Raw genomic sequence first — 25359 nt, 5'->3', positions numbered from 1 at the left:
ATTTTAAATGGAAGTAAAATCCAAAAAAGAGGCACCAAATTTGTGTTTTTGGTGCCTCTTTTTATTATTGAACGCCTTTTTCTACTGCTGGTTTTTCTTTTTCAAACAAAACAATTAATGCTGGTAATAAGATTCCACGGATTAAGAATGTATCTAATAAAATACCGACTGCAACAATGAAACCAAATACAAATAATAGTTGAATAGGCTGGGTCATTAGTACTGCAAAGGTTGCTGCTAAAATGATCCCTGCTGAAGAAATTACGCCGCCCGTATTGGCAACAGCAATTTCCACCGCCTTTTTTACAGAATGTTTTTTCCGCTCTTCCATAAATCTAGATATTAGAATGATATTGTAATCAATACCCAGTGCTACTAAGAAGACAAATGAGTAAAGAGGAACCCGATTGCTAATCGTATCAATATCGAAAAACAGACTGCTTAAAAACATGCCTAAACCAACGGCAGCCAAGAACGAAATTAGAATCGTCCCCATCATATAAATTGGCATTTTAAATGATTTTGTCATGACAATCAACATGATAAAAATTAACAGTGATTCAAGCAAGACAATCACTACTAAATCTCGATTGTTTGCTGCACGGTCATCCACTTTTTTTGCCGTTTCCCCTGCAAAATAAAGCTCACCGTCTAGATTGCTGTCTGCCACCAGTTTATCACTATTGTCTCGTATCTTCTCTAGTGCATCCATGGTCTCGACCGCATATGGGCTTTCCTTAAAGGTGAGGCTATACTGGACAACCTTTTGATCTGATGTAGTCCCATTCGGACGAACATTACTTACTAACTCTTGATCTGCAAGTATTTCAAGCAATTTTGCCTGCTGCTCAACGGTCACTTCTTCTTTTGCTTCAAATAATACCGTCGTTGCAGCTAAATCACCTTTTTCAAATTTTTCTTCAAGGATTTCATACCCTAGTCTTGAAGGCATATCCGCTGGAAAGGACTTCATAGTATCGAATTCGTATTTCAAATTTAGCATGTTAAGAGCAGAAGCTAGAAGGATGATACCGATAACGAAAACTGATAACACAGGTTTTTTTACGACAAATTTACCAATTTTGCTCCATATTGAATTGGATTTAACCGCTGCCTCACCGACTCTTGGAACCTTGGGCCAGAAAGCTTTTCTTCCGAACAATGCAAACAAAGCCGGTACAAGGGTAATCGATGCAAACATAATAATGAGCATGGCTGCAGCAAAAACTGGTGCGAAATTCCGATAATCACCAAACTCTGCAAAAAACAGGACTAACATCGCTGCTAGTACAGTTCCCCCAGAGAAGAAAACTGGCACTCCGGTTTCTCTCATCGCTTGTTTCATCGCATCAAATTTGCTTTCAGCCTTTTTCAATTCTTCACGGTAACGTGAGAAGACAAATAAGGAATAATCAATAACGGCTGCAAACAAAAGAATCGTCATAATCGAAAATGTTTGATTACTTATTACTAATCCAGCCATCCCCATCAAGCCTAGAACCTGATTCACTACTTGATATACAAATGCTGCTGCTATTAATGGAATGAAGGCTAATAATGGTGAACGGTAAATGACAATTAACAGTACTAAGATCAATCCGACAGTAGAAAATAATAAAACAAGGTCAGCACGTGAAAAGAGATTGAGTGAATCTACCGCAATACCTGCAGGACCGGTAATATACAATGTCAATTCAGTATCCTTGCTAACAATTTCACTAATTTTCTCCTGCTGGGTTCGCAATTCCTTCGACTCTAAAGAAGATTCAAAGGTTAGGGGTAGAATTAATGTACTTTTATCCTCTGAAAAGAAATTTACTGTCGCTTGTGGCGGCATGGTTGTTAATGGAACATATTCTTTTATCCCTTCAACCTGATCGATTTTTTCAAATAATGGTTGGAGCTCTGATAATTCTACTTGACCCTTATCAGATTGAAAAACCAATATAGCTGGAATTCCTTCATTATTTTTAAAATAGTTATCAACCTTATTTTCAGCAATGATAGATTTTGCATCTTCAGGAATGGAGTTTATGCTTGATACCTCATATTCTTTCGCACTTGGTGCTAGGGCTGACAGCAATATCGTTACTAACAGCCAAATTCCTAACGTTATCCACATTCCCTTTTTCGAGGTTACTCGGTCGGTTATGGGCCGCAAAAATGAATTCATTTCTCCGCTCTCCTTCTTAATCGTATAAGTGACGAACCTGTAACTTTGATGAAAAAAATAATTAGCACAATTACACTTTACATTATCTTTCAAAGTTACACTTGTGTCAATTATCTTTTCATTAACATTCCTTGACCAATGATTTCCTTAATTGAATTAAGCCATTCTTCGTGCGGAACCCCAAAATGATTAGGAATCGCAACTGTTTGAAGAATTAATCCAATAATTAGACTATCGGGAAGATGGAGTTTTAATTTTTCTTCATTTTTACCTAATTGGATAAAGTTTTGTAAAAACTTGTACATTTCTAATGGCAGCTTTTCCAACTTATCTTTGTTTTTAAACGACAACTCCGCGAGAGATAAAACTTGCTGCGCAGCCTTAATAAGATGATGTACTTCCGTTTTCTTAAAAATAAGATCCATTAGAAAATCGAACTGCTTTTCAAACCCATCATGTTTTTCCATTTCCATTAATTCATGTAAGAATTCTTCCATTTCATAAATCATAAAATCCGTAATTAATTCTTCCTTATTGTCGTAGTATTTATATAAAGCCGCCCTTGATACCTCCATCCGATCGGCTAACATGCTAAAAGTGAATCCGTCATATCCATGCTGGAGAAGTAACTGCTTTGACTCATGAAATAACTCCACTGTATTAAACTTCCGTTCTCGTGCCACTTCTTCACCCCCAAAGTAACTATATGAGGATAGTATACCATACTGATTTTTAGAAAAATCCTTTATACCGTCTATTTACTGAATGATTTTACTGTTATAATAAGAGTGAGTAATCACTCATTTTAGAGAGGGATGATTAGGATGTCTTCAACAATAGTTATCAATGATGTGAGCAAAAGCTTTGGAAAAAAGTTGGTCCTAAATCAGATTAGCTTGAACGTGGAGTCAGGAAGTATTTATGGGTTAATCGGTCCGTCTGGATCCGGCAAAACTACCTTGGTAAAAATAATCGTGGGCATGGATTCTCCCGACCACGGTGATGTCCAGGTTTTGAATACTGCTGTTCCTAATTTAAAACTTTTGCAGAGAATCGGCTATATGGCCCAGGCAGACGCCTTATATTCCGATTTAACAGGAGAAGAAAATCTAGCTTTTTTTGCTTCCCTATTTAAGCTTAATAAACATGCACAAAAAGAACGGATTGCCTATGCAGCAGATTTAGTAAATTTAACGGCTGATTTAAAAAAGAAAGTTGAAAATTACTCTGGTGGGATGAAACGCCGGTTATCCCTTGCCGTCGCCTTGATCCAAGATCCTGAAATTCTGATTCTCGATGAACCTACCGTTGGGATTGACCCAGAGTTAAGGCAGTCAATCTGGGCTGAATTATATCGCTTAAAAAATGCAGGCAAAACCATTTTAGTCACTACACATGTAATGGACGAAGCCGAAAAATGTGACCGACTAGCGATGGTCCGTGATGGTGAAATCATTACAAGTGGGTCTCCTGCTGAGTTGAAAAATCAGTATGGGATAACAAGTTTAGAAGAAGTATTTTTAAAAGCAGGAGGTAAACAGCGATGAGCATACTGGCAATGGTTAAAAGGATATGTCATCAAATGTTACGTGATAAAAGGGCGCTTGCTTTGATGATGGTGGCACCGTTATTGATTCTTACTCTCCTCAATTACCTGCTTGCTGGTAATACTATCGAACCAAGACTTGGTGTGATACAAGTAGATGATAAACTTGTGGACAGATTAAAGGATAACGACATCGCTATTTTAAAAGTTGAAGAAAATACGAAGGAAATTCTCATTGAAAAAGACTTGGATGGAATTCTTGATTTTACTGGGCAAGATTTTTCCTTGACGCTTACAAACGACCAGCCAAATACAGCAAAGGCTTTACAGGTCAAAGTTCAACAAGCAATTGCAGCTGAAAAGGCTAAAGAACAAGCTGCAAATTTGTCTACATTTATGGAAACCATTCAGAAACAGCTGCCAGGAATTCCTGTAAAAATGGAGCAAGTAAAAGCACCTGAAATTTCTACTTCCTATCTATATGGCAACAAAAGTACCATCTTTTTTGATCAGTTAAGCCCCATACTAGTTGGATTCTTTGTTTTCTTTTTCGTGTTCTTAATTTCTGGAATTGCTTTATTGCGAGAGCGTACCACAGGGACCCTTGAACGTTTATTGGCAACACCGATTCTACGAAGAGAAATTGTTTTTGGTTATTTATTTGGATATGGGCTATTCGCAGTTATCCAAACAATTATTGTGGTTACGTATGCTGTTAAAGTGTTAGATATTACACTTGTCGGTTCATTCTGGAATGTGGTCATCATCAATTTAACCCTAGCTCTGGTTGCCTTGTCACTTGGAATACTATTATCAGCCTTCGCAAATTCAGAGTTCCAAATGATGCAATTTATACCGATTGCGATTATTCCACAGGTCTTTTTTGCAGGTATTTTCCCATTTGAATCCATGGCTGGCTGGATGCAGATTCTTGCGAAATGTATGCCGATGTATTATGGAGGCAGCGCCTTAGTGGATGTCATGTATAAGGGTTTAGGATTAAGTGATATACGTAATGACCTCTTTGTACTATTGGGGTTTGCCTTGGTCTTTATTGTTTTAAATATCGTAGCATTGAAGAAATATCGAAAAATTTAAGTAGCAATGCCCACAAACTATTCGCTCTTGGCGAGTAAATACAGCCTTCTGGCGAGTAAAATAATAAAACCCGCGAGTAAACACTATTTTTTCGCGAGTAAATTCTGTTATTCCGCGAGTAAAAAGGAGTTACCGATGACTGAAGACGAATTAATGCTACAACAATTATTTGCTGAAGAAAAATTAACAGATAAACAAAAGAAAATCATTGTGGCCTCTATTGAGACTTTTTCAGAAAAAGGTTATGCGGCTTCCTCTACTAGTGAAATTGCTAAAAAGGCAGGAGTCGCGGAAGGAACGATTTTTCGGCACTATAAAACCAAAAAGGAATTGTTAGTTTCCATTGTTGCCCCGCTGATGACTAAGTTCATAGCCCCTTTAGTTGTTAAGGATTTTAATAAAGTGCTCGAACAGGATTATGAAACAGTTGAGGAGTTTCTGCGAGCTACGATAGAAAATAGAAGGGATCTTCTCATCCGAATGCTCCCTGTAGTAAAAATCATGCTTCAAGAAATCCCTTTCCAGCCGGAGCTACGCGAGCAATTTCTTGACCTCGTTGTAAAAAATATCTTTAATCGAGTAGAAAAAGTAATCGTGGAGTATCAGGAAAAAGGATTATTAATAGATATGCCTCCGGCAAGTATTGCAAGATTAACGATTACCAATATCCTTGGCTTTTTAATTTCCCGTTATATCCTATTCCCTCAATTGGAATGGGATGATGAGCTTGAAATTGAACAGACGATTCAATTTATTATGCATGGAGTTGGAAAAAAGGAATAATTGCAAGGAAATCCCTTTTAATCAAAATGATTGAAGGGGATTATTTTTTCTTCATTTTTAATTTAAACAATCGTTTGATTGGTTTATTGGCCGATCTAATCAAACGATTAATTAGTTTTCCTCTTAGATGCCCAATTTCAAACAAACCCAGTACTACCAAGACATTAGACCCTTCTAATCAATCGTTTGATTAGTTTACCAGCCGATTTAATCAAGCGATTAATTAGTTTTCCTCATAGATGCCCAATTTCAAACAAACCCAATACTACCAAGGATTTAGACCCTTCCAATCAATCGTTTGATTAGTTTACCAGCCGATTTAATCAAGCGATTAATTAGTGTAATTTGAATAATATCCCTTCTTTGATGAATACTACCTGCTAACAATAAAACAGAAGGAGCATGGATATGGAATTTAACTCATTTTGGTATTTAGGGTTAGCTGCTTTAAGTATTCTTCTGTTAATTTATGTGTACCTTAAAACAAAAAGTAACCGGATCTTATTACTTTTTTTCGCAATGGTTGGTTTTGGCTATATTGTAGAAACTGTGATTTACAACATTGGGCATAGCTATCAGTATTATCCAAAACTTATTAAACACGATTCGTTTTATGACAGTAACATGGGAGCTATTGCCTCAAATGCATTGGCTTTACCTGTTGTAGCAACTTTTATAGCTGCGCTAAGGAAGAATTGGCTATGGATCATATTTTTTGTTAGCCTTTTTGCAGTTATAGAATGGACCTTTTTGAAATTAAATATATATACCCATAATTGGTGGAGGATTGGTTACACGGCACCTGGACTTCTTCTTGTTTATTTTCCATTAGCAAAATTATTCTACCAATTGCTTTCCCGACCATTACAAGGAAAGCTCCACAACATTGTTCTATTTTTATGTGTTAGTCCAATCTCAGCCAACCTTCAATTTATGCCAGTTATGTTTTTTTCAATTCGATATTATGATCTAGGCTGGTTTGATATGCCATCAAAAGATACCACAGCATTCGGTGCTATCTATTACTTACTTGCCTGTCTCTTCTATGTTTGGATAGCCAAACATCATTGGAAGCTAAAATGGTTCAAATATGTGTTAACACCCCTTTTGATTTACGCCGTTAACCTTCTATTACAAAAAACAGGAATCCTCCACATCCAAGTCTGGTGGGACCCGTGGTATTATGTCATACTATCTGTTTTCGTATTAAAATGTACTGTAACCATTAGCAAACACTTAACAACCGGCCCACAAAAAACGCCTGACCCATTAAATTGAGTCAGGCGTTTTTGCGGATATTGTCCGCCTGGGGTGGACAGTGTCCACGAGCGGTGACAGGCACCTATTCTTGGAATATTTTTTCATCACCGAGAATATAAGCTATATGGAATGTTTTTAAAGGGGGATGTAAAAATGAGCACTTCTGTGATGGAAAATTTAGTAACGACTAGAGATCGGTTATTAAAGGAAATTGGGTCAATTAGCTATGAGATTCTAAACAAAAAGCCTGATTCCGATACCTGGAGTATTGGTCAGGTTTGCCACCATTTGTATTTAACAGAGAGTGTCTTCACGCAGGCAATCATTTACGGACATAATAAAGTGAATGGAAAAAAGGCTGATCCGAAACCAATTCAGGTTACAGCTGTCCGCACACAGAAGATAAAAGCACCCGATATCGTTGTTCCTGAAGATGGCCCATGGGAGTTACAACAGATTAAAGAACGATTAAATCATTCAAGAAACATATTTTTGGAATTTTATAATCAAATTGAAGACAAGTCGGTCCTAGCAGAAAAATCTACCAAACATCCTCTTTTTGGTTATTTGCCCTTAAATCAATGGGTGGACTTGATCTATCTTCATGAAGAGCGGCATATCGAGCAAATTAAAGAGCTAAAATCTTCATTATAAAAAGCGGTGCCTGTCACCATTTATACATTGATGTATATCCATATTTTAACATTAAAAAAAGAAGGAGCTTACAGCTGCTGCTGCTGTGCTCCTTCTTTTAAGCTCTTAACAATGTTTCCGCAAGGATTTGGGCACCTACATCTAGTGCAGATTTATTAAAGGTCATTTTGGGGTGATGTAAGCCTGGTTGAAGATCTGCTCCTACCCCAATCATCGATGCTTTTAAGTTTGGATTTTTAATCGTATAAAAATGGAAATCATCACTGCCAGAAGTGATTACTGGCAATGCGAGCCCCTCATCACCGACAATAGTCCGAATAGCTTCCTCCGCAATGGCTTCAGCCTCTGCAGACACCTCTGCTCCAGGAGTAAAATCACTCCATTTCCATTCAATATCTACACCATATAGATTACTTAAACCTGTTAAGCCGGTATCGATTTTGTCTTTAAGCTTTTCCAGCACTTCATTTTTTTGAGCACGGACATCGATAGCAAATTCTGCTGAGCCTGGAATGATGTTTAAGCTTTCGCCTCCAGCGTTTATTTTAGTAAGTTTCGCAGAATAGACTTCAAATGGCGATAGGTAAATAGATTTAATGAATTGCTGGATCCCGAAAATCACATCGATTGCGTTTTTCCCTTGATGGGGTCTAGCCCCGTGAGCGTCCTCACCGAGGACTTTTCCTTCTAAGAAGATTGCCGCTCCGTGATGAATAGAAGCTGACACTTTACCCATGGGAAGCTCCTCTATCGGACGAAGATGAATTCCGAAAAGATGGCTCACGTTTTCAATCGCTCCGCGCTCAATCATGGCTAAGGATCCGTTCCCCTTTTCCTCAGCCGGTTGAAATATAAAGCGTATTTTCTTTGTGAGTGGTTTATCTTTCAAATATAGGAGCGCTCCAAGTACCATCGAAATAATGGCATCGTGACCACAGGAGTGGTTTCCCTGCCAAACTCCATCAACTTCCTGCCATAATGCATCGATTTCTGCTCGTACCGCAATCACTTCATCACCTTCGCCTATTTCTGCGATAACGCCAGTAACATCTGAAAAAGTACGGTAAGTAACACCTAAATCATCTAATATACTTGCGATAGACTGCGTAGTAGTAAACTCTTTCCAACTAACCTCCGGAATCGCATGAAAATGATCAAACCATGCCAAAATCTCCTTCTCAAAAACCTCCATCAACACAAAAGCCCCCTATCCCTCAAAAAAATTAATATACAAATAGTACATCATATGGTGGTGCCTGTCACCACAAAAAGACACTTTCCACCCCAGGTGGACAGTCAGTGCTGTTTTTATGCATTTACGAAAAATTTACCTTTTATTGTGATGTTAGGCAAAAGGTCGTATTTGACTTAGTTCAACTCGTGTTGGACAACTTTGTTTCCTTGTTGACTCTTTAAGGTGCACAAGAATAATTTCTATTCCATAAAATAATATTAAGAGTTGTAAGGGTAATTAAAATTACGAAAGAAAAGATGTGGTGTTGAAAATGAAGAATTATCAGGTCTTTGATTATTCTTTTCAAAATCTCCGCGAAAAAAGTATGTCATTTGAGCAGGTATTTGAACACATTGTAAAATTCATGAACTTAGCACCAAGCGGTAATTACCGCCTGATGGTTGGAACAGATTCGCAGGTTCATAAAAGTCAAACTGTATTTATTACTGGAATTGTCATTCAAAATAAAGGGAAAGGTGTTTGGGCTTGTATTAGGAAAATCGTAATCCCAAGAAAAATGACACAGCTTCATGAGCGGATTTCTTTTGAGTTATCCCTAACAGAGGACATTGTTTCATTATTTACAGAGGATAGAAAGAGTCGGTTAATCAATATTGTGCTTCCTTTTGTCTATCAAGGAGCCACTTTCATTATGGAAGGACATATTGACATCGGGGCTGGGAAACGTAATAAAACCAGCGAGTTTGTTAATGAAATGGTAGCCCGCATGGAATCTATGGGGGTTGAACCTAAAATTAAACCAAATGCCTTTGTTGCTTCAAGCTATGCCAATCGGTATACAAAATAGGGACCTGAGCCATGCTGCGTTCACCAAAATACGCGTCAGGGCTCAGGTCTTTATTTTTTTCTTCAAACTATACAAAGTCTTTACATTCTTTTAACACCCGGTTTAGAAAGAATTCGAATATTTCAGATAAGATAAAGGTAACACAATGAATTTGGAGGGATACGATGAAGATTACAGTTGCAGGTGCAGGAAATGTCGGGCTAATAACAGCCGTTTGTCTGGCCGATGCAGGTCATCAAGTAACCTGTATTGACACACAAAAAGAGAAAATAGAAATGCTCGAAAAGGGACATTCCCCATTCTTTGAACCTGGATTGGAACCTTTATTAGAAAAAACACTCTCCAACGGACAACTCCACTTTACGACTAATCCGAAGCTTGCCTATTCAGATGCTGAGATAGTTTTTATAGCCGTTGGAACACCTGCAAAAAAAGATGGTTCTGTGGACTTATCATATATTTATGCTGTGACCTACACCATTGCCGACAATATCGAAAATAACGTAATCGTCTGTACAAAAAGTACTGTCCCTGTTGGCACCAACAATGTAATCAAGCAGATTTTCCAACACAGTAAGCCTCGTCACCTTAAGGTTGATGTAGTGTCCAACCCTGAATTTCTCCGCGAAGGATCGGCCATTATGGATTACTATTTAGGAGATCGTATCATAATTGGCACTGATAATCCTGATGCAGCTTTGAAAATAGAACAGCTCTATCAGCCGTTAAAAATTCCAATCATTATAACGGATATTCGAAGTGCAGAAATGATTAAATATGCATCCAATGCGTTTCTTGCTACGAAAATAAGTTTTATCAATGAAATTGCCATCCTCTGTGAAAAGGTTGGCGCTAACATTGATGAGGTCGCATTCGGAATTGGCAAGGATAAACGAATTGGGCAGTCCTTTCTCCATGCAGGGATTGGCTATGGCGGTTCATGTTTTCCGAAAGACACAATAGCTTTGGTTCAGCTTGCAGGCAATGTTAAACATCCCTTTGAATTGCTAGAGTCCGTGATTAGGGTAAATCAACACCAGCACTCCCTTTTAGTTAAAAAGGCGAAGGAGACCATCGGTTCATTAAAAGGAAAAAAAGCGGCATTACTTGGACTCGCTTTTAAACCAGAAACCGATGATATTCGTGAAGCTGCTTCCATAACAATTATTAAGGAATTACTTGAAGAAGGGGCAATCGTCACAGCATATGATCCGATTGCCATTCCAAATACACATAAACTGTTAGGAAATTCCATTGAATACACTACGGACATTCGCCAAGCGCTAAAGGACGCAGACTTTGCAGTTATCGCAACAGAGTGGGAACAAATTAAGCATCTACCATTGGAAACGTATACTACCTGCATGAAGGAAGCCGTCGTCCTAGATGGACGAAATTGCTATTCCCTTAAAGAAATTCAGCAGCATCCGATAAACTATGTATCGATTGGAAGACCCGCCAGTTTAAATCTTAAGACTGCTCAACGCCTTTAAAAAGAAGGAGACACCATCATGATGAGATTAATCCAATCCTTTTATCACCTTGAATGCAAAGTATTTCAAGAGATTAATAGCCATTTTGATAAAAAGTTTATGAATCTCTTTTTTCGTACTATTACTCATATCGGTGGAGCCATAAATATAAGTGTAACGGCTCTATTACTCATGATTTTGTCTTCAAATCAAACAAGACTGGCTGCCATTTCAAGTGCTGCTGCCTTAGGTCTAAGTCATATACCCGTTCAGCTGGTAAAGAAGCTTTTTCCGCGAAAAAGGCCTTATCTGCTATTTAAAGCAACTAAAATTTTACCTAATCCATTGCAAGATCATTCTTTTCCATCAGGCCATACCACAGCCGTTTTCTCAGTCATAGTTCCATTTATCATTCTTAAACCCTTCCTGGCAATTATTCTATTACCTATAGGATTATGTGTAGGAATATCGAGAATCTATTTAGGGCTTCATTATCCTTCTGACGTCATCGCAGGAGGAATACTCGGCGCGTGGTTCGGCAGTCTCTGTTTTTATTTGATATCTTAAAAATGATTCAGAATCAGATTCAGGAGGGGTTTATATGAAAATTGCTATTTTCACCGATACCTTTTATCCGGATGTAAATGGGGTGGCTCAAACTCTAAAAAGATTTACAGATTATCTTGATAAACAATGTATTTCCTATAAAGTTTTTGCTCCTCATTCTGTATCGAATGACTATGTTTCAAATCATATTCACAGGTTTAAAAGTCTATCATTTTTCCTTTACCCTGAATGCCGATTTGCTATCCCAAATTTACTACAAATCAAGTCAGAAATAGAGCAATTCTCTCCAGATTTGATTCATGTCGCAACACCGTTTACCGTTGGCCTTTCTGGTGTTTATTATGCAAAAAAGTATAATATTCCAATGGTCGGTTCCTATCATACCGATTTCAATGACTATTTACATTATTATGACCTGCAATTCCTGTCTAAACCGATATGGAAATACATGAAATGGTTTCATCGTCCATTTCAAAAACTCTTCGTTCCTTCAATTGACACATTTGAAAAACTGAACAGCCGCGGTTTTTCTAATCTGGAGATTTGGCCAAGAGGAGTAGATTGCCAGCTTTATCATCCAAATTATGAGAAAACAATCGTAAGCAGTCGATATGGAATTTCTAATAAGTTTATCCTTACCTACGTCGGCAGGCTGGCACCCGAAAAGGATCTAAAAACGCTCATGACAATTACTGACTCGTTACCGCCTGAAATAAATAAACATATTCATTGGTTAATTGCTGGAGATGGCCCTTTGCTTGATGAGCTCAAAAGGGACGCTAAGCCAAATATGACCTTTACAGGCTATTTGAAAGGGGCAGGTTTAGCTGAAGTTTATTCTGCTACAGACATATTTGTTTTTCCATCGCCAACTGAAACCTTTGGAAATGTAGTGCTTGAAGCTCTAGCAAGCGGAACACCGGTTATAGGGGCAAACTCTGGCGGTGTAAAAAATATTATTTCTACTGGCAATACCGGATATTTGTGCGAGCCAGGAAATGCAGACGATTTCGCCCAACGTATTGTTCAGTTGTTAAATAATGACCCAAAACGGGAACAGATGGCGTTAAATGCTAGGAAGTATGCCCTTACACAAAAGTGGGATCAGATATTCGAACATTTACTTGATCAATATTTTACTGTTATCGAAGAACCTACAAAAAAAGTTTATGCTTAAAAAAATATGACCAGAGCCCTTGTGTGTTTACTTCTAATACACAGGGGCTCTGGTCTCTTCTTATACTAAGGAAGTTCTGGTTTTGTAAAAACTGGCGACTAACCTCGTTATTTCCGGAAAGTCGAGACCATTATAAAATTGGTTTTAATAAAAAAGAGCACTCGAATGTGAAGAAATAAGCAAACCTTAAAAGAGAATTACAAATAACTGTCCGCCTGGGGTGGACACTGTCCACGGGCGGTGCCTGTCACCACAGAAAGACAGTGTCCACGAGCGGTGACAGGCACCGCATCAGACACCACATCATCACCTCATTATCGCAGGATATCAAAGATGATTTTCGCATGGTCGGTGTTGTCGATTTGTCCTTTGAAGCGCGCGCTTCCTGGACCATAGGCATAGACGTTTACGTCTTCGCCTGTGTGTCCATCCGTTGTCCAGCCTGTGAAGGAACGGCGGTTAATGATTTCTTCGATGGCCGTGTCAATGTTTTTTGCCTTTTTTGTTCTTGCCGCTATTTCTACTGATTTAATTTCATCTTGTGTTAAAGAAAGGTCGATGTATTTTGTTAAGGTTTCTTTGACATCTGCCCCCTTAACGATTTCCATTGCCATATAATCAGGTGAACGTTTTACTGCTTTGATTACAGAGCTAAACCAATTATATTGTCCTCCAGCCCCTATTGTGAATCCACCTGTTGAATGATCAGCCGTTGCGATCACTAATGTATGGCCGTCCTTTTTTGCAAAGTCAATGGCCACTTTAAACGCCTTCTCAAAGTCTTCCATCTCACTCATAGCACCGACAATATCGTTGTCATGTGCTTCCCAATCAATTTGACTTCCCTCCACCATTAGAAAGAACCCTTTATCATTCATATTTAAACGCTCTATTGCAGAAGTGGTCATGTCTGCCAAGGAAGGAACGTTCTTTGTACGATCAATCATTTTCGGCAGACCATCTTTCGCAAATAGCCCTAATACCTGGGGATCTCGGTCATTTTTCAACTCTTCAAGGTTGGTTACATAGCTGAATCCGTCTTTAACAAACTCTTCCACTAAGTTCCTATCTTTGCGGATAAACCAGTCTGACCCTCCGCCAAGCATTACATCAATTTTATGCTCGCCGCTTACTAAATCCTGATAATACTCATCAGCAATCGCAGCCATGCTTTCCCGCTGGGTAACATGGGCACCAAACGCCGCAGGTGTACCATGTGTAATTGGTGCTGTTGCAACAAGCCCAGTTCCTTTCCCTTTATCCTTCGCTGTTTCGAGGACTGATTTCAATTTAGAGTGGTCTTTGTCAACGCCAATTGCCCCATTATAGGTTTTCACACCCGTTGCCATGGCTGTGGCTGCAGCCGCAGAATCCGTGACGTTATATTTCGGATCGTTCGGAAATGTGGTCTGCTGCCCAACAAGGTATGGTCCAAATTCTGTTGGTTCAAGTTCAATAGTCGCTGGATCATTTTTATAGTAGCGATAGCCTGATGTGAAGGAAACACCCATACCATCACCTATTAGAAAAATAATATTTCTAATAACTCCGCTTTTAGCGTTTGCTTCATTTCTACTCGTAAAGGTTGTTCCTATTAATAAAAAACCGATAACAACTGGAAAAATCCACTTACCATGCCGTTTCATGAACAAAGTGACCCCCTCAATTTTTCTGAATCAAATGTATTTATTATGAATATAAGAAGGTGAAATTATCCATTCCTACCACATCCAAAAAGTCTACAAGGGAATGAATATGGCATAGAGACGATTAAAAAAATCATCCATGCTATTTATAAAGAGAAATATTATTTGGTCAATGGGATTGATGAACAGGTACTTAAAGACAGTCTTCAAAAAATGGAACGAAATTAACTATAAACAAAGCCTGGTCCATAGCGGAACAGGCTTGTTCAGTTTTTTTCCATAATTAAAAATCCCTCTAAAGAAACCAAATAAAAGTCCCTATGGAAAAAAACATCCCTAGGAACTTTAATTTAGTACTTCTTTATCCGGCAGTTTTTACAGACCTTAACCGTTTGGGTGGTTTCTGTCTTATATGGATATAACAACTTTATTCTTGTTCTACTACATAATGGACATGTCCCGCGGCCTCTTGATGGCAGGTAGTTTACCGTTTTCCCTCTGTTCCTCTTTGCCAATTCAACCCATCCCTATCCATATTAATCTTGTCTCTATATCTAATGATGGACTGGCATGAAGATTGTTAGGCATTTAATTGTTTTTGAAACAAATTCGATAAATGGTCGCAGCCAATTCGAAGAATACAATAATAAACTAAACGAGCTCGCTGAAAAAAATAATGTGGAATTAAAAAACATACCATAAAAAGGCTGACGCCAAAGGTCATTCCAAATGCCCCCTCGGTGTCAGCCTTCTCTTTCAATTACAACTCTAAAAATTTCCCCCAGATTTCAACAACTTATAATGCGGCTTTGATTTCTTCAGCCATCATTTTTACAGATTGTAATCCGCCGCCGCTTAAGTACCAAGCGTCTGGATCAAGATAGATAATTTTATTATCTTTAAAAGCTGTAGTCTTTTTAACAAGTTCATTTTCGATTACTTTTTCTGCACCCGCTTCGCCGCCTACCGCTTTGTTACGATCGATGACGAACAATACGTCTGGATTTGTTTCCATGATGTATTCCATGGTAATACTTTGGCCATGCGTTGATACTTCAATTTTCTCATCCGCTGCTCCGAAACCAAACACATCATGAATCACGCCAAAACGAGAGCTTGGCCCATATGCACTCACTTTTCCTTCATTTGCTAAGACGATTAACGCTTTTTTATCAAGTGCAGAAGCTTTTTTATTTAACTCCGCCACGCTTGCCTTGATCTCATCTACAGCACTTGCTACTTCAGCTTTCTTATCAAAAATTTCACCGACAAGGTTCATATTTTTTTCAAAGGATCCCATGTACTTGGTGTAATCTAATTCCACATACACAGTTGGAGCAATTTCTGCGAATTGCTCATATAATTCAGCTTGGCGAGTCGAAATAAAAATAACATCTGGCTGCATAGCATGAATCGCTTCAAAATCTGGCTCTTTCAAGCTGCCGACATTTGTATACTTTTTATCAGCATATTTTTCTAAATAGGCTGGTACAGTTGTTTGTGGAACACCTGTTACTTCCACACCTAATTCATCTAATGTATCTAGAATTCCAAAATCAAATACAACCACTTTTTCTGGATTTTTATCGATTACTGCCTCTCCATACTTGTGTTCAATCGTCAATTTCTCTTCTGCTGCTGTTTTTGAACCCGTTGATTCTGGCTTACTTTCTTCCTTTGCCACGCCACAAGCTGCTAACATTAAAATCATTGCAACCATAACAACTAAAAAACTCCACTTTTTCATACACGTATCTCTCCCTTTATTATGAACTAAAATATACACAAATTCGGCAGCCACCCATTTGCTGAATGGGAATATCCATATCGTAAATCTCTTTTAATGCAGCTGATTGGATAATCTCATCGGTACGTCCATCTTTCACGACCTTGCCGTCCTTCATCGCGACAATTCGGTCGGAATAAACGGACGCAAAGTTAATATCATGGAGCACGATGACCACCGTTTTTCCAAGCTCATCCACAAGACGGCGCAGAATTTTCATTATTTGAACAGAATGCTTCATATCTAAATTGTTCAATGGTTCATCAAGCAAAATGTATTCGGTATCCTGTGCAATGACCATCGCGATAAAGGCACGCTGTCTTTGACCACCAGATAATTCATCTAAAAAGCGATCCTGCATATCGGTCAGGTGCATATATTCAAGTGATTGGTTGACAATCCGCTCATCTTCCTCGGTCAGCCTGCCCTTTGAATAGGGAAACCTTCCAAAGGAAACAAGTTCGCGAATCGAAAGACGAACATTCATGTAGTTAGACTGTTTTAAAATCGACACCTTTTTAGCAAAGTCATTAGACTTCATCTTTTTCACATCAGATTTGTCAATCAGCACTTCACCAGTATCTGAATCAAGCAGTCGGCTTACCATGGAAAGCAAGGTTGATTTACCTGCACCATTTGGTCCGATAAAACTTGTTATTTTCCGAGGCTGGATATCAACGGTTACATCCTCAACCACGGACTTTTTCCCATAATACTTTGACAAAGCCCTTACACTTATCATGCAGCTTTCCTCTCCTTTAGCAGTAAGTAGATGAAGTACACTCCACCAATAAAGTTAATAATGACACTTAATGTTGTTGAAAAAGTAAAGACCCGTTCGACTACCCATTGCCCGCCAACAAGTGCGATGATACTCATGAAGATGGCGCCTGTTATCAGTGTAGTATGTTTATATGTTTTGAAAAATTGATAGGATAAATTGGCAACAATTAAGCCAAAAAAGGTAATCGGTCCTACTAAAGCAGTCGAAATGGATATAAAGACTGCCACAATCACAAGCATTTTTTTTACGATCGAATCATACGGAACCCCTAAATTAATCGCTGTATCACGACCTAAGGACAAGACATCCAAATACGGTAAAAAACGCCATGCATAAATCATCACAAGTGCCACGATGATAATCGCCAGCCAGACTAAGTCTGAATTGATATTATTGAAGCTCGCAAACATTTTGTCTTGAACAATCTGAAATTCATTCGGGTCAATCAATACTTGGAAAAACGTTGAAATACTTGAGAAAAATGTTCCAACAATGATTCCGACAAGTAGTAAAAAGTAGATAGGCTGATTGCCCTTTTTAAATAAAAACTGGTATAAAAGAAGGGCAAATATGATCATGACCACAACGGACAGTATAAAATTCACCTGTTTATTGACCATAATCATGTGGCCGGAACCTAAAAAGAAGATAATCAATGTCTGCATGAGCAGATAAAGTGAATCCAACCCCATAATGCTTGGCGTTAAAATTTTATTATGAGTAATGGTCTGAAAAACAACGGTCGCGTAGGCAATCGTCACACCAGTTAACACCATCGCTAACACTTTAATCGTTCTTTTTGGAAGTGCATACCCAAAGCTTCCGTTTAATTCATGAAATAAATAGATGGCACAAACACCCGCAGCGATCAATGCGAGGATAACCAATTTCACTGAGTTACGCATAAGCTTTCCTCCGGAACAATAAGTATAAGAAAATTCCGCTTCCGATTACGCCAACCATGAGACTGATCGAAATCTCATAGGGATAAATGAGCACACGGCCCAAAATGTCACAAATCAGAAGAAAGATGGCTCCAAGAAGGGCCGTATGCGGCAATGTTTTTTGCAAATGATCACCTTTAAAAATCGATATAATATTAGGAATAATCAACCCTAGAAACGGGATAATCCCAACGGTTAGGACTACAGTGGTCGTTACCAAAGCTACCAGGATAAGACCAATATTGACAACACGTCGATAAGCAAGCCCGAGGTTTTTTGAAAAATCCTCGCCCATACCAGCTACCGTAAAACGGTTCGCGTAAAAGTAGGCTATGATTAAGATGGGAAGGCTAATGTAAAGAAGTTCATATCTCCCCTTCATAATCATCGAAAAATCACCCTGAAGCCAAGCAGACATATTTTGGATGACGTCGGCTCGGTATGCGAAAAAAGTCGTCACCGAGGATAAAATATTACCGAACATCAAACCAACCAGCGGAATGAAAATGGCGTCCTTAAACTTAATTCGGTCAAGAATTTTCATAAATACAAATGTACCAGCAAGCGCGAAAGCAAAGGCAACTGCCATTTTTTCAAGCATGGTGGCATTTGCAAACAAAAGCATCGAGACAAGGATACCTAGCCGAGTTGCATCCAGCGTTCCAGCAGTGGTCGGTGATACAAATTTGTTCCTGCTAAGCTGCTGCATAATCAACCCCGCAATACTCATCCCTGCTCCTGCTAGTAAAATAGCAACCAATCTTGGAAGTCTGCTAATAAGGAAAATTTGTGTTTCCTCTGATTGAACATCCAGCAAGTCCATTGGTGATATACTACTCACTCCAACAAACAAAGAGCCGGCAGATAAAACTATTAATGCTAGTAGTAAATATCTTTTCTTCATCACTGTCCCCAACATTTCAATTTTTCTATTATTCTTTATGTAAATGATAATCATTATCACAACAGACCAAAAAAATATCACTTAAAAGTAAAAGGAAATCTCATTGATCATGATTATCTTTTTTAACAAAAATATCATTGAGAATCGTTTTCACTCAAAATCAAAAATAAATGACACTGAAAATCATTATCAACGTCTATACACCTGATTATAAACAGTGCTAAAATTCAAGTCAACAGTTAATTGAGAATTATTTTCACTAATAACCGACGATTTTGTGACATAAAGATGGTGTTAACCTGGTAAATAATTTTTTGTCCCTTGTTGAAAGCCAGCTATCCAACAATTTCCTGAACTTCCCCGCGGCTGAAAACAACGTTTATTTCAACGCCCCCTTTTATCGTGACCAAAATAGATCAGCCAATTTTGAAAAATTTGTAGCCAGCTGGACCCAATTTGACAGCCAGGCTATTTCTATTAAGTAAAATGATGTGCACCACCTTTAAAGCAGATAAAATAGAAGATTATGAAGCTGTATTTGCTGAGCTTGAAAAGCTCTCTACTTTATAAAAGAAAAACATCTCTCAAAGGTTCGAGAGATGTTTTTTTAATGAACAAGCTTTAAACCAACCACTGAAAAAATAATCCCCAGTATACAGGCAATCCTAACCCAGCTCTTTGATTCCTTAAAGAATACCATCCCGACAACTGCCGCTCCAACGGTTCCAATCCCTGTCCAAACCGCATAGGCAGTTGAGAGCGGAATCGTTTCCATTGCCCGAACGAGCAACAGAAAGCTCATAATAAAGCCACCAATTAAAATTAAATTATTTACTACATTATTTTTTTCTGCGGTTCTTTTAATGCCAATAACTCCTACGACTTCAAAAAATCCACCAAATACAAGCAACAGCCAATCCATTAACTCTCACCATCCTTATTTGTTAATTTCAGGCCAATGATGCATGCCAATAGTAATAAAATAAGAGCAATCCTTACCAAACTGACAGATCCATTTTCAAAAATAACTTCAACAATAACGGTTCCTATCGTACCAATTCCCGCAAATACTGCGTAAACTGTTCCAACTGGAATCATTTTAGTTGCCCTAATAATTAAATCAAAACTTAGTAAAATGGCTACTAGAACAACGATTCTAGGGACTTCTTCATATTTAAATCCACTTGCCCAGACGATTTCAAAAAATCCTGAAAGTATAACGTACAGCCACGCACGTGATTCACTCGTCGCTTTTGATTTAGGTATTACTTTTGATTCATTCATCATACAAAATAATCCCTCTCTTTCTTTACCTTTTTCCATCTTACAAAACATTTGCATATACTTCCATTTGAACGTATCATGCTTATTGAAAACCTTTCTAATTTCTACGATCGGAGTACATATAGTGAACAATAATCAAGATGGTCTCAAACCTTTTGTCACCCTGATATTATCAACTAAAATTCCTAAGCTTGCATTAAGTATTGGATTAGCAGCAAGTTTAATTACAACACTCGCTGGTCTCCTAGTTCCAGTGCTAACGAAAAACTTAGTGGATGGATTCTCAGTGTCCTCCTTAAGCGTCCCCCTTATCATTGGCATTGGGGTGGCCTTTATTTTTCAAGCGATCATTAGCGGTGTTTCTATTTATCTGCTAAGTTTTGTTGGTCAAAAAATTGTCGCTCGGCTTCGGGAACGCATGTGGGTAAAATTGCTCCGTTTGCCAGTAAGCTATTTTGATAAACAATCAAGTGGCGAAACAGTCAGTCGAATCGTTAATGATACTAGTGTGGTCCGCGATTTAATCTCAAACCACTTTCCGCAATTCATTTCGGGGATTATTTCCATCATTGGTGCCGTGATCATTCTCCTGATCATGGATTGGAAAATGACTTTATTAATGTTAATATCTGTTCCACTTACCTTAATTATTATGATGCCGCTTGGAAGAAAGATGGCGAAAATCTCGCGTGGCTTACAAGATGAGACTGCCACTTTTACTGGGCACATCCAACAAACACTTAGTGAAATTCGCTTAATGAAGGCATCCACAGCTGAACAGTATGAAGAAACCAAAGGGTTAGCAGGTATCAGCAAATTGCTAGGCTTCGGATTAAAAGAGGCACGAATAACGGCTTTAATTGCTCCAACCATGTACCTGGTCGTCATGATTGTGATTGTGATGATTATCGGTTACGGTGGAATGCGCGTCGCTAACGGAACGATGTCCACTGGTTCACTTGTTGCCTTTTTGCTTTACCTTTTCCAAATTATTTTTCCAATCACTTCCTTTGCGATGTTTTTTACTCAGCTACAAAAGGCAAAAGGTGCAACCGAGAGGATTATTGATATTTTAGAACTACCTCTGGAAGAGGGTCAGGAAGGGCTGGAAGTGGATATTACCAACAAACCGATTTATGTACAGAACGTTTCCTTTGCCTATAGTGAGGATGAACCTGTCCTTGAAAATGTCTCATTTGAAGCACAGCCTGGTGAAATGATTGCTTTTGCCGGTCCTAGCGGTGGCGGGAAAACAACAATGTTCGGATTACTTGAACGCTTTTACGAGCCCACCACAGGCCAAATTATCGTTGGTGATACTCCAATTACTGATTTATCCATTCAAACGTGGCGTAATCAAATTGGTTATGTTTCACAGGAAAGTGCGATGATGGCGGGGACGATTCGTGAAAATTTATGCTATGGTTTACCAAATAGAGAAGCAATTTCCGACGAACGTCTTTGGAAAGTAGCGGAAATGGCCTATGCAGATGAATTTATTCGTTCCTTTTCGGATGGATTGGATACCGAGGTCGGTGAGCGCGGGGTAAAACTTTCTGGCGGGCAAAGACAGCGGATTGCGATTGCACGGGCTTTTTTACGGGATCCAAAAATTTTAATGATGGATGAAGCAACCGCGAGCTTGGATAGCCAATCAGAAGGGATTGTCCAGCAAGCATTGTCCCGATTAATGGAAGGCAGAACAACCTTTGTGATCGCCCACCGCTTATCTACCATTGTCGATGCAGACAGAATCATTTTTATCGAAAAAGGGAAAGTCACTGGAATCGGAACCCATCACGAATTAACGCACTCACATGACCTATACCGTGAATTCGCAGAGCAGCAATTAACGAGCGGTGAGTAAGAAAATCATAAGAAAGATGCAGGAAGCTCAGCTTCCTGCATCTTTTCCTCTTCTAAGACTGTGGCTGCTTTTCTCCAATTGAAACATTTGATCCATCCTCTTTTACTTTGAAAAGCGGAACTACCAGTAAGGATCCGATCAGAAATAATATACCGGAAACCGTATAGACACCAGATAATGTCAACGGGATTTTCAAAATGCCTGCAACCGACATCCCAATCACCATCATCCCCATAAACAAAGGACTTAGTACTCCATTCACACGACCAATGAAGGCTTCATCTGAATATTTAAGTATGATCGTGTTAATCCCAATATGAATACATGGGAAGAAGATCCCGTTCAATACTTGTAATACCAGCGTGACAACAAAGCTTGTCGACCAGCCGATCCCAACTGTAAACAACATGCTTGCAAAAATCCCAATGGCAAGAAGCTTTTGAGGTGAGATTTTTTTCGAGAATGCCATCACAATACCACCGCCAGCTAACATACCTATCCCATTTGCCATTAATAACCACTGCAGAGATTCCTTTGGCATTCCAAGATTTTCAATTGCGATGAAAATCATTAATGGTGAAATCAATCCAACAGCTAAACCACAAACAGCAAAAATACCACCCATTGATTTCAGGACTTTCTTTGACATCACATAGCGGAAACCATCTGCCAGTTCTTTCTTAAAATTATTTTCAACTTCTGTTTTTTCCTTTTCCAAATCACGCGGAAGAAACATGAGCACGAGTCCTGAAAGTAAAAACATGGCACCCATGACGCCAATAGAAACATATATACCAAACCTTTGATAGACAAGGGTTCCAATAACAGGGCCAATAACCATAAAGATGGCCATCAACGATTGGAACAAGGCCATAACAGATTGTAATTGTTCGCCTGGTACATGCTGCTTTAATAGTTTCATGGCAGAAGGCATCGAAAACTGTGAAAGGATAGCTGACACCAATGTTGCCAAGAATATTGCCTGCCATGATCCAAAAAGTAGTGCTAACAACACAAATCCAATCGATACGGCAGACAACAGATCACACCAAACCATCGTCAGTTTAGGCTTCCATCGATCCGCGAAGGTACCTCCAATAAATGAAAAGATAAATATAGGTGTAAACTCCACGACAGATATCAATGAAACATATAGTGGATTGTTATTGGTAATATCCGTAACGTACAATAAAATGGCAAAGTTTCTTATCCAAATCCCTAGCTGAAGTAAAAAGTTTGAGCTCATAATTGCCAAGACAATTCGATTTGCAAATATATTTCCTGTAGGAATGGCGGACGTACCTTCGTTACTAGCCTGCATTGTATTCCTCCCTTAAACATTTATATAGTTATTTTTGCCAAAATTCTGCATAATCATATCATACTGGAAAATTTATTTCAGCAACCCATGGTCAATTTTTAGAAAATTTACAATCAATTTACCATTTTTAGTTGATAGAGTTGTAGAAGATTGATAAGTTAATGAGAGAAGAGTTTTTAGAGGTGTTGTTATATGAAAAATTACTTGGATACTGTATTTCTCCACCCAGTTATATTTATTTTGCTGGTTTTGTTTATTAAAATTTATGCTTTTCAGATTGTGGTTTTTGAAAACACATCGTTTTTTCATGTCTTGTTTGTTGAGTTTCCGATGTGGGCACTGATTTTAACATTGCTGATGATGTTCTTTAAAAAAAGGACTTGGGCAGCGATTTGGTTTTATAACTTTATCCTATCCGTTCTTTTCATTGTCGTCGTCTATTACACACGATACTTTTCAACGGTGCCATCTTATTATGATGTAAAACAAATCTATCAATCTAATTCTGTGGGTGGCACGGTAGCGTTGCTCGGAAGTCCCTATGATTTTTTATTTTTCGTAGATGTCGTAATCGTTCTTCCGCTTATCTGGTTTTTTAAAAAGAATTCAACATCATTTGCCTCTGCAAAAAGGTTAGCACTTGGCTTTGGTTGCCTTGGACTAGTGATGTCAGCTATTGCTTTTCGTTATCCGTTAATTGATGTATCCTACTTTGCCAAAAAGCATGGATATATCCAATCACAGTTTGTTCAAGCATACGAAAACAGCCTAGGAACAGCTTTAGCCAGCCAGGAACATATGTCTGAAAAAGAGCTTGAAACGCTAAAAGGCAATACCTATGTCCCTGCAAGAGAGCACGAAACCTTCGGGGTCGCAAGTAATCGTCATGTTTTTATCATCCAAGTCGAATCATTACAGGAATTCACAATCAATCAAAGTATTAATGGCCAAGAAATCACGCCAAATTTAAATGCGCTTTTAAAGGATAGTGCCTATTTCGATAATGTCTACCAACAAATTGGGGCAGGCAATACTTCGGACGCGGAATGGCTTATGCATACATCCCTTTATCCGGAGGGCATGGATCCAACCGTTAATACGATTAAAGGAAATGAAATTCCTTCTCTTGTGCGGACATTAAAAAGGAATGGCTACGGTACTGCGACCTATCATGCTGATGATATTACCTATTGGAGCCGTGATAAATTATATCCAGCGCTAGGATTTGACTTTATTTTTACTAGTAACGAAATACCAAATGAGAAAGAAATTGGCTTTGGCCCAGCAGATGAAGTGCTATTTGACTTTGTTGAGGAACAACTTCCAAAGCAGTTGAAATCACATGATAGAATGTATTCCAATATCATTACGCTCACAAGTCACACACCGTTTGATATGCCCGAGGAATATGAGATTCTCGACTTACCTGAAAACTACAAAGATACCTACGTCGGCAACTATTTTCAATCAGTTCGCTATACGGATGAACAAATCGGTTTATTTATAGAGCAATTAAAGAAGCTTGGGATTTATGATGAGTCAATCATTCTCATTTATGGAGATCACTCTGGGCTGCACGGTGCTCCCGTTACTGAAAATGATAAAGTCCTGTTAAAAGAAGTATTAGGCCACGACTATACAATGCATGACCGCTTTGTGGTACCGGTTATCTTTACGGTCCCTGAACTGTTTACGGGTGAAACATTCTCTCACCTTGGCGGGCAAATTGACTTAATGCCCACTCTATTAAACTTGCTGGGCATTGAGCATGACACACAAATGATCGGGCATAATCTCTTTCACTACAGTGAGAACCTTCTCGGAATGAGGTATTACCTTCCAGGTGGGTCGTTTATAAGTGATAAAACATTTTACATGGCACCAAGCGCAAAGCTCCCAGCATCAATTTACGATCGAAAAACGATGAAAAAAACAAAGAATACCAACCGCCTGCAAAAAGGTATCGATAATACACTCCTACTTATGGAGTACTCGGATTATATTCGAAAAGAACAAACAGAGGAATAGCAAAAAGAAGGCCTAATCGTTTT

22 protein-coding genes are annotated in these 25359 nt (G+C 38.6%); 11 read left to right on the top strand and 11 right to left on the bottom strand.

The genetic code is table 11. From position 1 onward, the window contains the following. Positions 1–64: 64 nt before the first annotated feature. Positions 65–2173: an MMPL family transporter gene (locus BLR86_RS17495; protein WP_090764241.1), complete on the bottom strand. Its 2109-nt coding sequence runs from the start codon at positions 2171–2173 to the stop codon at positions 65–67. 110 nt (positions 2174–2283) lie between these two features. Beyond that, positions 2284–2856 (bottom strand): TetR/AcrR family transcriptional regulator, encoded by a 573-nt coding sequence (locus tag BLR86_RS17490; RefSeq protein ID WP_090764238.1) that lies wholly within the window; start codon positions 2854–2856, stop codon positions 2284–2286. A 141-nt stretch (positions 2857–2997) separates the two neighbouring features. On the opposite strand from BLR86_RS17490, the gene BLR86_RS17485 reads away from it, so the two are divergent. The 5 genes from BLR86_RS17485 to BLR86_RS17465 all read left to right on the top strand — a co-directional run bounded on the left by BLR86_RS17485 (position 2998) and on the right by BLR86_RS17465 (position 7514). After that, positions 2998–3720, top strand: a complete 723-nt coding sequence (locus BLR86_RS17485; protein ID WP_090764234.1) for an ABC transporter ATP-binding protein — start codon at positions 2998–3000, stop codon at positions 3718–3720. Beyond that, positions 3717–4817, top strand: coding sequence for an ABC transporter permease (locus BLR86_RS17480; protein ID WP_090764231.1), 1101 nt, complete (start codon positions 3717–3719; stop codon positions 4815–4817). Before BLR86_RS17485 ends, BLR86_RS17480 begins: the two co-directional genes overlap by 4 nt. 135 nt (positions 4818–4952) lie before the next feature. Then, complete coding sequence (locus BLR86_RS17475) at positions 4953–5600, top strand: TetR/AcrR family transcriptional regulator (RefSeq protein WP_090764228.1); 648 nt, start codon at positions 4953–4955, stop codon at positions 5598–5600. A gap of 408 nt (positions 5601–6008) precedes the next feature. Beyond that, positions 6009–6878, top strand: a complete 870-nt coding sequence (locus BLR86_RS17470) for a hypothetical protein (RefSeq protein ID WP_090764225.1) — start codon at positions 6009–6011, stop codon at positions 6876–6878. A 135-nt stretch (positions 6879–7013) separates the two neighbouring features. After that, the gene (locus BLR86_RS17465; protein WP_090764221.1) at positions 7014–7514 is read left to right on the top strand and encodes a DinB family protein; all 501 of its coding nucleotides are present in this window, start codon (positions 7014–7016) and stop codon (positions 7512–7514) included. 97 nt (positions 7515–7611) lie between these two features. On the opposite strand, the gene BLR86_RS17460 is transcribed toward BLR86_RS17465, so the two are convergent. After that, entirely contained in the window at positions 7612–8706 is a 1095-nt protein-coding gene (locus BLR86_RS17460) for an amidohydrolase (RefSeq protein WP_090764215.1), read from the bottom strand. Between the two features lie 313 nt (positions 8707–9019). Here BLR86_RS17460 and BLR86_RS17455 point away from each other — a divergent pair, with 313 nt between their 5' ends. The 4 genes from BLR86_RS17455 to BLR86_RS17440 all read left to right on the top strand — a co-directional run bounded on the left by BLR86_RS17455 (position 9020) and on the right by BLR86_RS17440 (position 12772). Then, on the top strand, positions 9020–9556 hold the full coding sequence (locus tag BLR86_RS17455) for a ribonuclease H-like YkuK family protein (protein ID WP_090764212.1): 537 nt from the start codon (positions 9020–9022) through the stop codon (positions 9554–9556). 164 nt (positions 9557–9720) lie between these two features. After that, complete coding sequence (locus BLR86_RS17450) at positions 9721–11049, top strand: UDP-glucose dehydrogenase family protein (protein WP_090764209.1); 1329 nt, start codon at positions 9721–9723, stop codon at positions 11047–11049. An 18-nt stretch (positions 11050–11067) separates the two neighbouring features. After that, positions 11068–11595: a phosphatase PAP2 family protein gene (locus BLR86_RS17445; protein ID WP_090764206.1), complete on the top strand. Its 528-nt coding sequence runs from the start codon at positions 11068–11070 to the stop codon at positions 11593–11595. A gap of 34 nt (positions 11596–11629) precedes the next feature. Beyond that, complete coding sequence (locus tag BLR86_RS17440; RefSeq protein WP_090764203.1) at positions 11630–12772, top strand: glycosyltransferase family 4 protein; 1143 nt, start codon at positions 11630–11632, stop codon at positions 12770–12772. A 314-nt stretch (positions 12773–13086) separates the two neighbouring features. Here BLR86_RS17440 and BLR86_RS17435 read toward each other — a convergent pair whose 3' ends face one another. The 7 genes from BLR86_RS17435 to BLR86_RS17405 all read right to left on the bottom strand — a co-directional run bounded on the left by BLR86_RS17435 (position 13087) and on the right by BLR86_RS17405 (position 20159). Then, positions 13087–14418 (bottom strand): alkaline phosphatase, encoded by a 1332-nt coding sequence (locus tag BLR86_RS17435; protein WP_090764198.1) that lies wholly within the window; start codon positions 14416–14418, stop codon positions 13087–13089. Between the two features lie 796 nt (positions 14419–15214). Continuing rightward, entirely contained in the window at positions 15215–16165 is a 951-nt protein-coding gene (locus BLR86_RS17430) for a siderophore ABC transporter substrate-binding protein (protein WP_090764195.1), read from the bottom strand. Positions 16166–16184: 19 nt separating this feature from the next. After that, on the bottom strand, positions 16185–16946 hold the full coding sequence (locus BLR86_RS17425) for an iron ABC transporter ATP-binding protein (RefSeq protein ID WP_090764191.1): 762 nt from the start codon (positions 16944–16946) through the stop codon (positions 16185–16187). Beyond that, positions 16943–17893 (bottom strand): iron chelate uptake ABC transporter family permease subunit, encoded by a 951-nt coding sequence (locus tag BLR86_RS17420; RefSeq protein WP_090764188.1) that lies wholly within the window; start codon positions 17891–17893, stop codon positions 16943–16945. Before BLR86_RS17420 ends, BLR86_RS17425 begins: the two co-directional genes overlap by 4 nt. Then, a complete protein-coding gene (locus tag BLR86_RS17415) occupies positions 17886–18836 on the bottom strand; it encodes an ABC transporter permease (protein ID WP_090764185.1) in 951 nt (316 codons plus the stop codon). Before BLR86_RS17415 ends, BLR86_RS17420 begins: the two co-directional genes overlap by 8 nt. A gap of 607 nt (positions 18837–19443) precedes the next feature. Beyond that, on the bottom strand, positions 19444–19758 hold the full coding sequence (locus BLR86_RS17410; RefSeq protein WP_090764183.1) for a DMT family transporter: 315 nt from the start codon (positions 19756–19758) through the stop codon (positions 19444–19446). Continuing rightward, entirely contained in the window at positions 19758–20159 is a 402-nt protein-coding gene (locus BLR86_RS17405) for a DMT family transporter (RefSeq protein WP_254782363.1), read from the bottom strand. The genes BLR86_RS17410 and BLR86_RS17405 overlap by 1 nt, the downstream gene beginning before the upstream one ends. A gap of 85 nt (positions 20160–20244) precedes the next feature. On the opposite strand from BLR86_RS17405, the gene BLR86_RS17400 reads away from it, so the two are divergent. Beyond that, positions 20245–21987, top strand: coding sequence for an ABC transporter ATP-binding protein (locus BLR86_RS17400; protein WP_090764180.1), 1743 nt, complete (start codon positions 20245–20247; stop codon positions 21985–21987). A 52-nt stretch (positions 21988–22039) separates the two neighbouring features. Here the strand turns inward: BLR86_RS17400 and BLR86_RS17395 are convergent, their stop codons facing one another. Further along, positions 22040–23308, bottom strand: coding sequence for an MFS transporter (locus BLR86_RS17395; protein ID WP_090764177.1), 1269 nt, complete (start codon positions 23306–23308; stop codon positions 22040–22042). Positions 23309–23500: 192 nt separating this feature from the next. On the opposite strand from BLR86_RS17395, the gene BLR86_RS17390 reads away from it, so the two are divergent. Next, the gene (locus BLR86_RS17390) at positions 23501–25336 is read left to right on the top strand and encodes an LTA synthase family protein (RefSeq protein ID WP_090764174.1); all 1836 of its coding nucleotides are present in this window, start codon (positions 23501–23503) and stop codon (positions 25334–25336) included. Positions 25337–25359 lie beyond the last annotated feature (23 nt).

This window comes from Bacillus sp. OK048 (assembly GCF_900103525.1).
Lineage (GTDB): Bacteria > Bacillota > Bacilli > Bacillales > Cytobacillaceae > Neobacillus.
Note: the sequence above shows the minus strand (reverse complement) of the source record. Positions and strands in the feature narration are given on the sequence as shown.

What these genes read in the sequence shown, in the direction of transcription:
- BLR86_RS17495 (WP_090764241.1), bottom strand. Translation starts at nt 2,173, where the DNA reads ATGAATTCATTTTTGCGGCCCATAACCGACCGAGTAACCTCGAAAAAG.
- BLR86_RS17485 (WP_090764234.1), top strand. Translation starts at nt 2,998, where the DNA reads ATGTCTTCAACAATAGTTATCAATGATGTGAGCAAAAGCTTTGGAAAA.
- BLR86_RS17480 (WP_090764231.1), top strand. Translation starts at nt 3,717, where the DNA reads ATGAGCATACTGGCAATGGTTAAAAGGATATGTCATCAAATGTTACGT.
- BLR86_RS17475 (WP_090764228.1), top strand. Translation starts at nt 4,953, where the DNA reads ATGACTGAAGACGAATTAATGCTACAACAATTATTTGCTGAAGAAAAA.
- BLR86_RS17470 (WP_090764225.1), top strand. Translation starts at nt 6,009, where the DNA reads ATGGAATTTAACTCATTTTGGTATTTAGGGTTAGCTGCTTTAAGTATT.
- BLR86_RS17465 (WP_090764221.1), top strand. Translation starts at nt 7,014, where the DNA reads ATGAGCACTTCTGTGATGGAAAATTTAGTAACGACTAGAGATCGGTTA.
- BLR86_RS17460 (WP_090764215.1), bottom strand. Translation starts at nt 8,706, where the DNA reads ATGGAGGTTTTTGAGAAGGAGATTTTGGCATGGTTTGATCATTTTCAT.
- BLR86_RS17455 (WP_090764212.1), top strand. Translation starts at nt 9,020, where the DNA reads ATGAAGAATTATCAGGTCTTTGATTATTCTTTTCAAAATCTCCGCGAA.
- BLR86_RS17450 (WP_090764209.1), top strand. Translation starts at nt 9,721, where the DNA reads ATGAAGATTACAGTTGCAGGTGCAGGAAATGTCGGGCTAATAACAGCC.
- BLR86_RS17445 (WP_090764206.1), top strand. Translation starts at nt 11,068, where the DNA reads ATGATGAGATTAATCCAATCCTTTTATCACCTTGAATGCAAAGTATTT.
- BLR86_RS17440 (WP_090764203.1), top strand. Translation starts at nt 11,630, where the DNA reads ATGAAAATTGCTATTTTCACCGATACCTTTTATCCGGATGTAAATGGG.
- BLR86_RS17435 (WP_090764198.1), bottom strand. Translation starts at nt 14,418, where the DNA reads ATGAAACGGCATGGTAAGTGGATTTTTCCAGTTGTTATCGGTTTTTTA.
- BLR86_RS17430 (WP_090764195.1), bottom strand. Translation starts at nt 16,165, where the DNA reads ATGAAAAAGTGGAGTTTTTTAGTTGTTATGGTTGCAATGATTTTAATG.
- BLR86_RS17425 (WP_090764191.1), bottom strand. Translation starts at nt 16,946, where the DNA reads ATGATAAGTGTAAGGGCTTTGTCAAAGTATTATGGGAAAAAGTCCGTG.
- BLR86_RS17420 (WP_090764188.1), bottom strand. Translation starts at nt 17,893, where the DNA reads ATGCGTAACTCAGTGAAATTGGTTATCCTCGCATTGATCGCTGCGGGT.
- BLR86_RS17415 (WP_090764185.1), bottom strand. Translation starts at nt 18,836, where the DNA reads ATGAAGAAAAGATATTTACTACTAGCATTAATAGTTTTATCTGCCGGC.
- BLR86_RS17410 (WP_090764183.1), bottom strand. Translation starts at nt 19,758, where the DNA reads ATGGATTGGCTGTTGCTTGTATTTGGTGGATTTTTTGAAGTCGTAGGA.
- BLR86_RS17405 (WP_254782363.1), bottom strand. Translation starts at nt 20,159, where the DNA reads ATGGAAAAAGGTAAAGAAAGAGAGGGATTATTTTGTATGATGAATGAA.
- BLR86_RS17395 (WP_090764177.1), bottom strand. Translation starts at nt 23,308, where the DNA reads ATGCAGGCTAGTAACGAAGGTACGTCCGCCATTCCTACAGGAAATATA.
- BLR86_RS17390 (WP_090764174.1), top strand. Translation starts at nt 23,501, where the DNA reads ATGAAAAATTACTTGGATACTGTATTTCTCCACCCAGTTATATTTATT.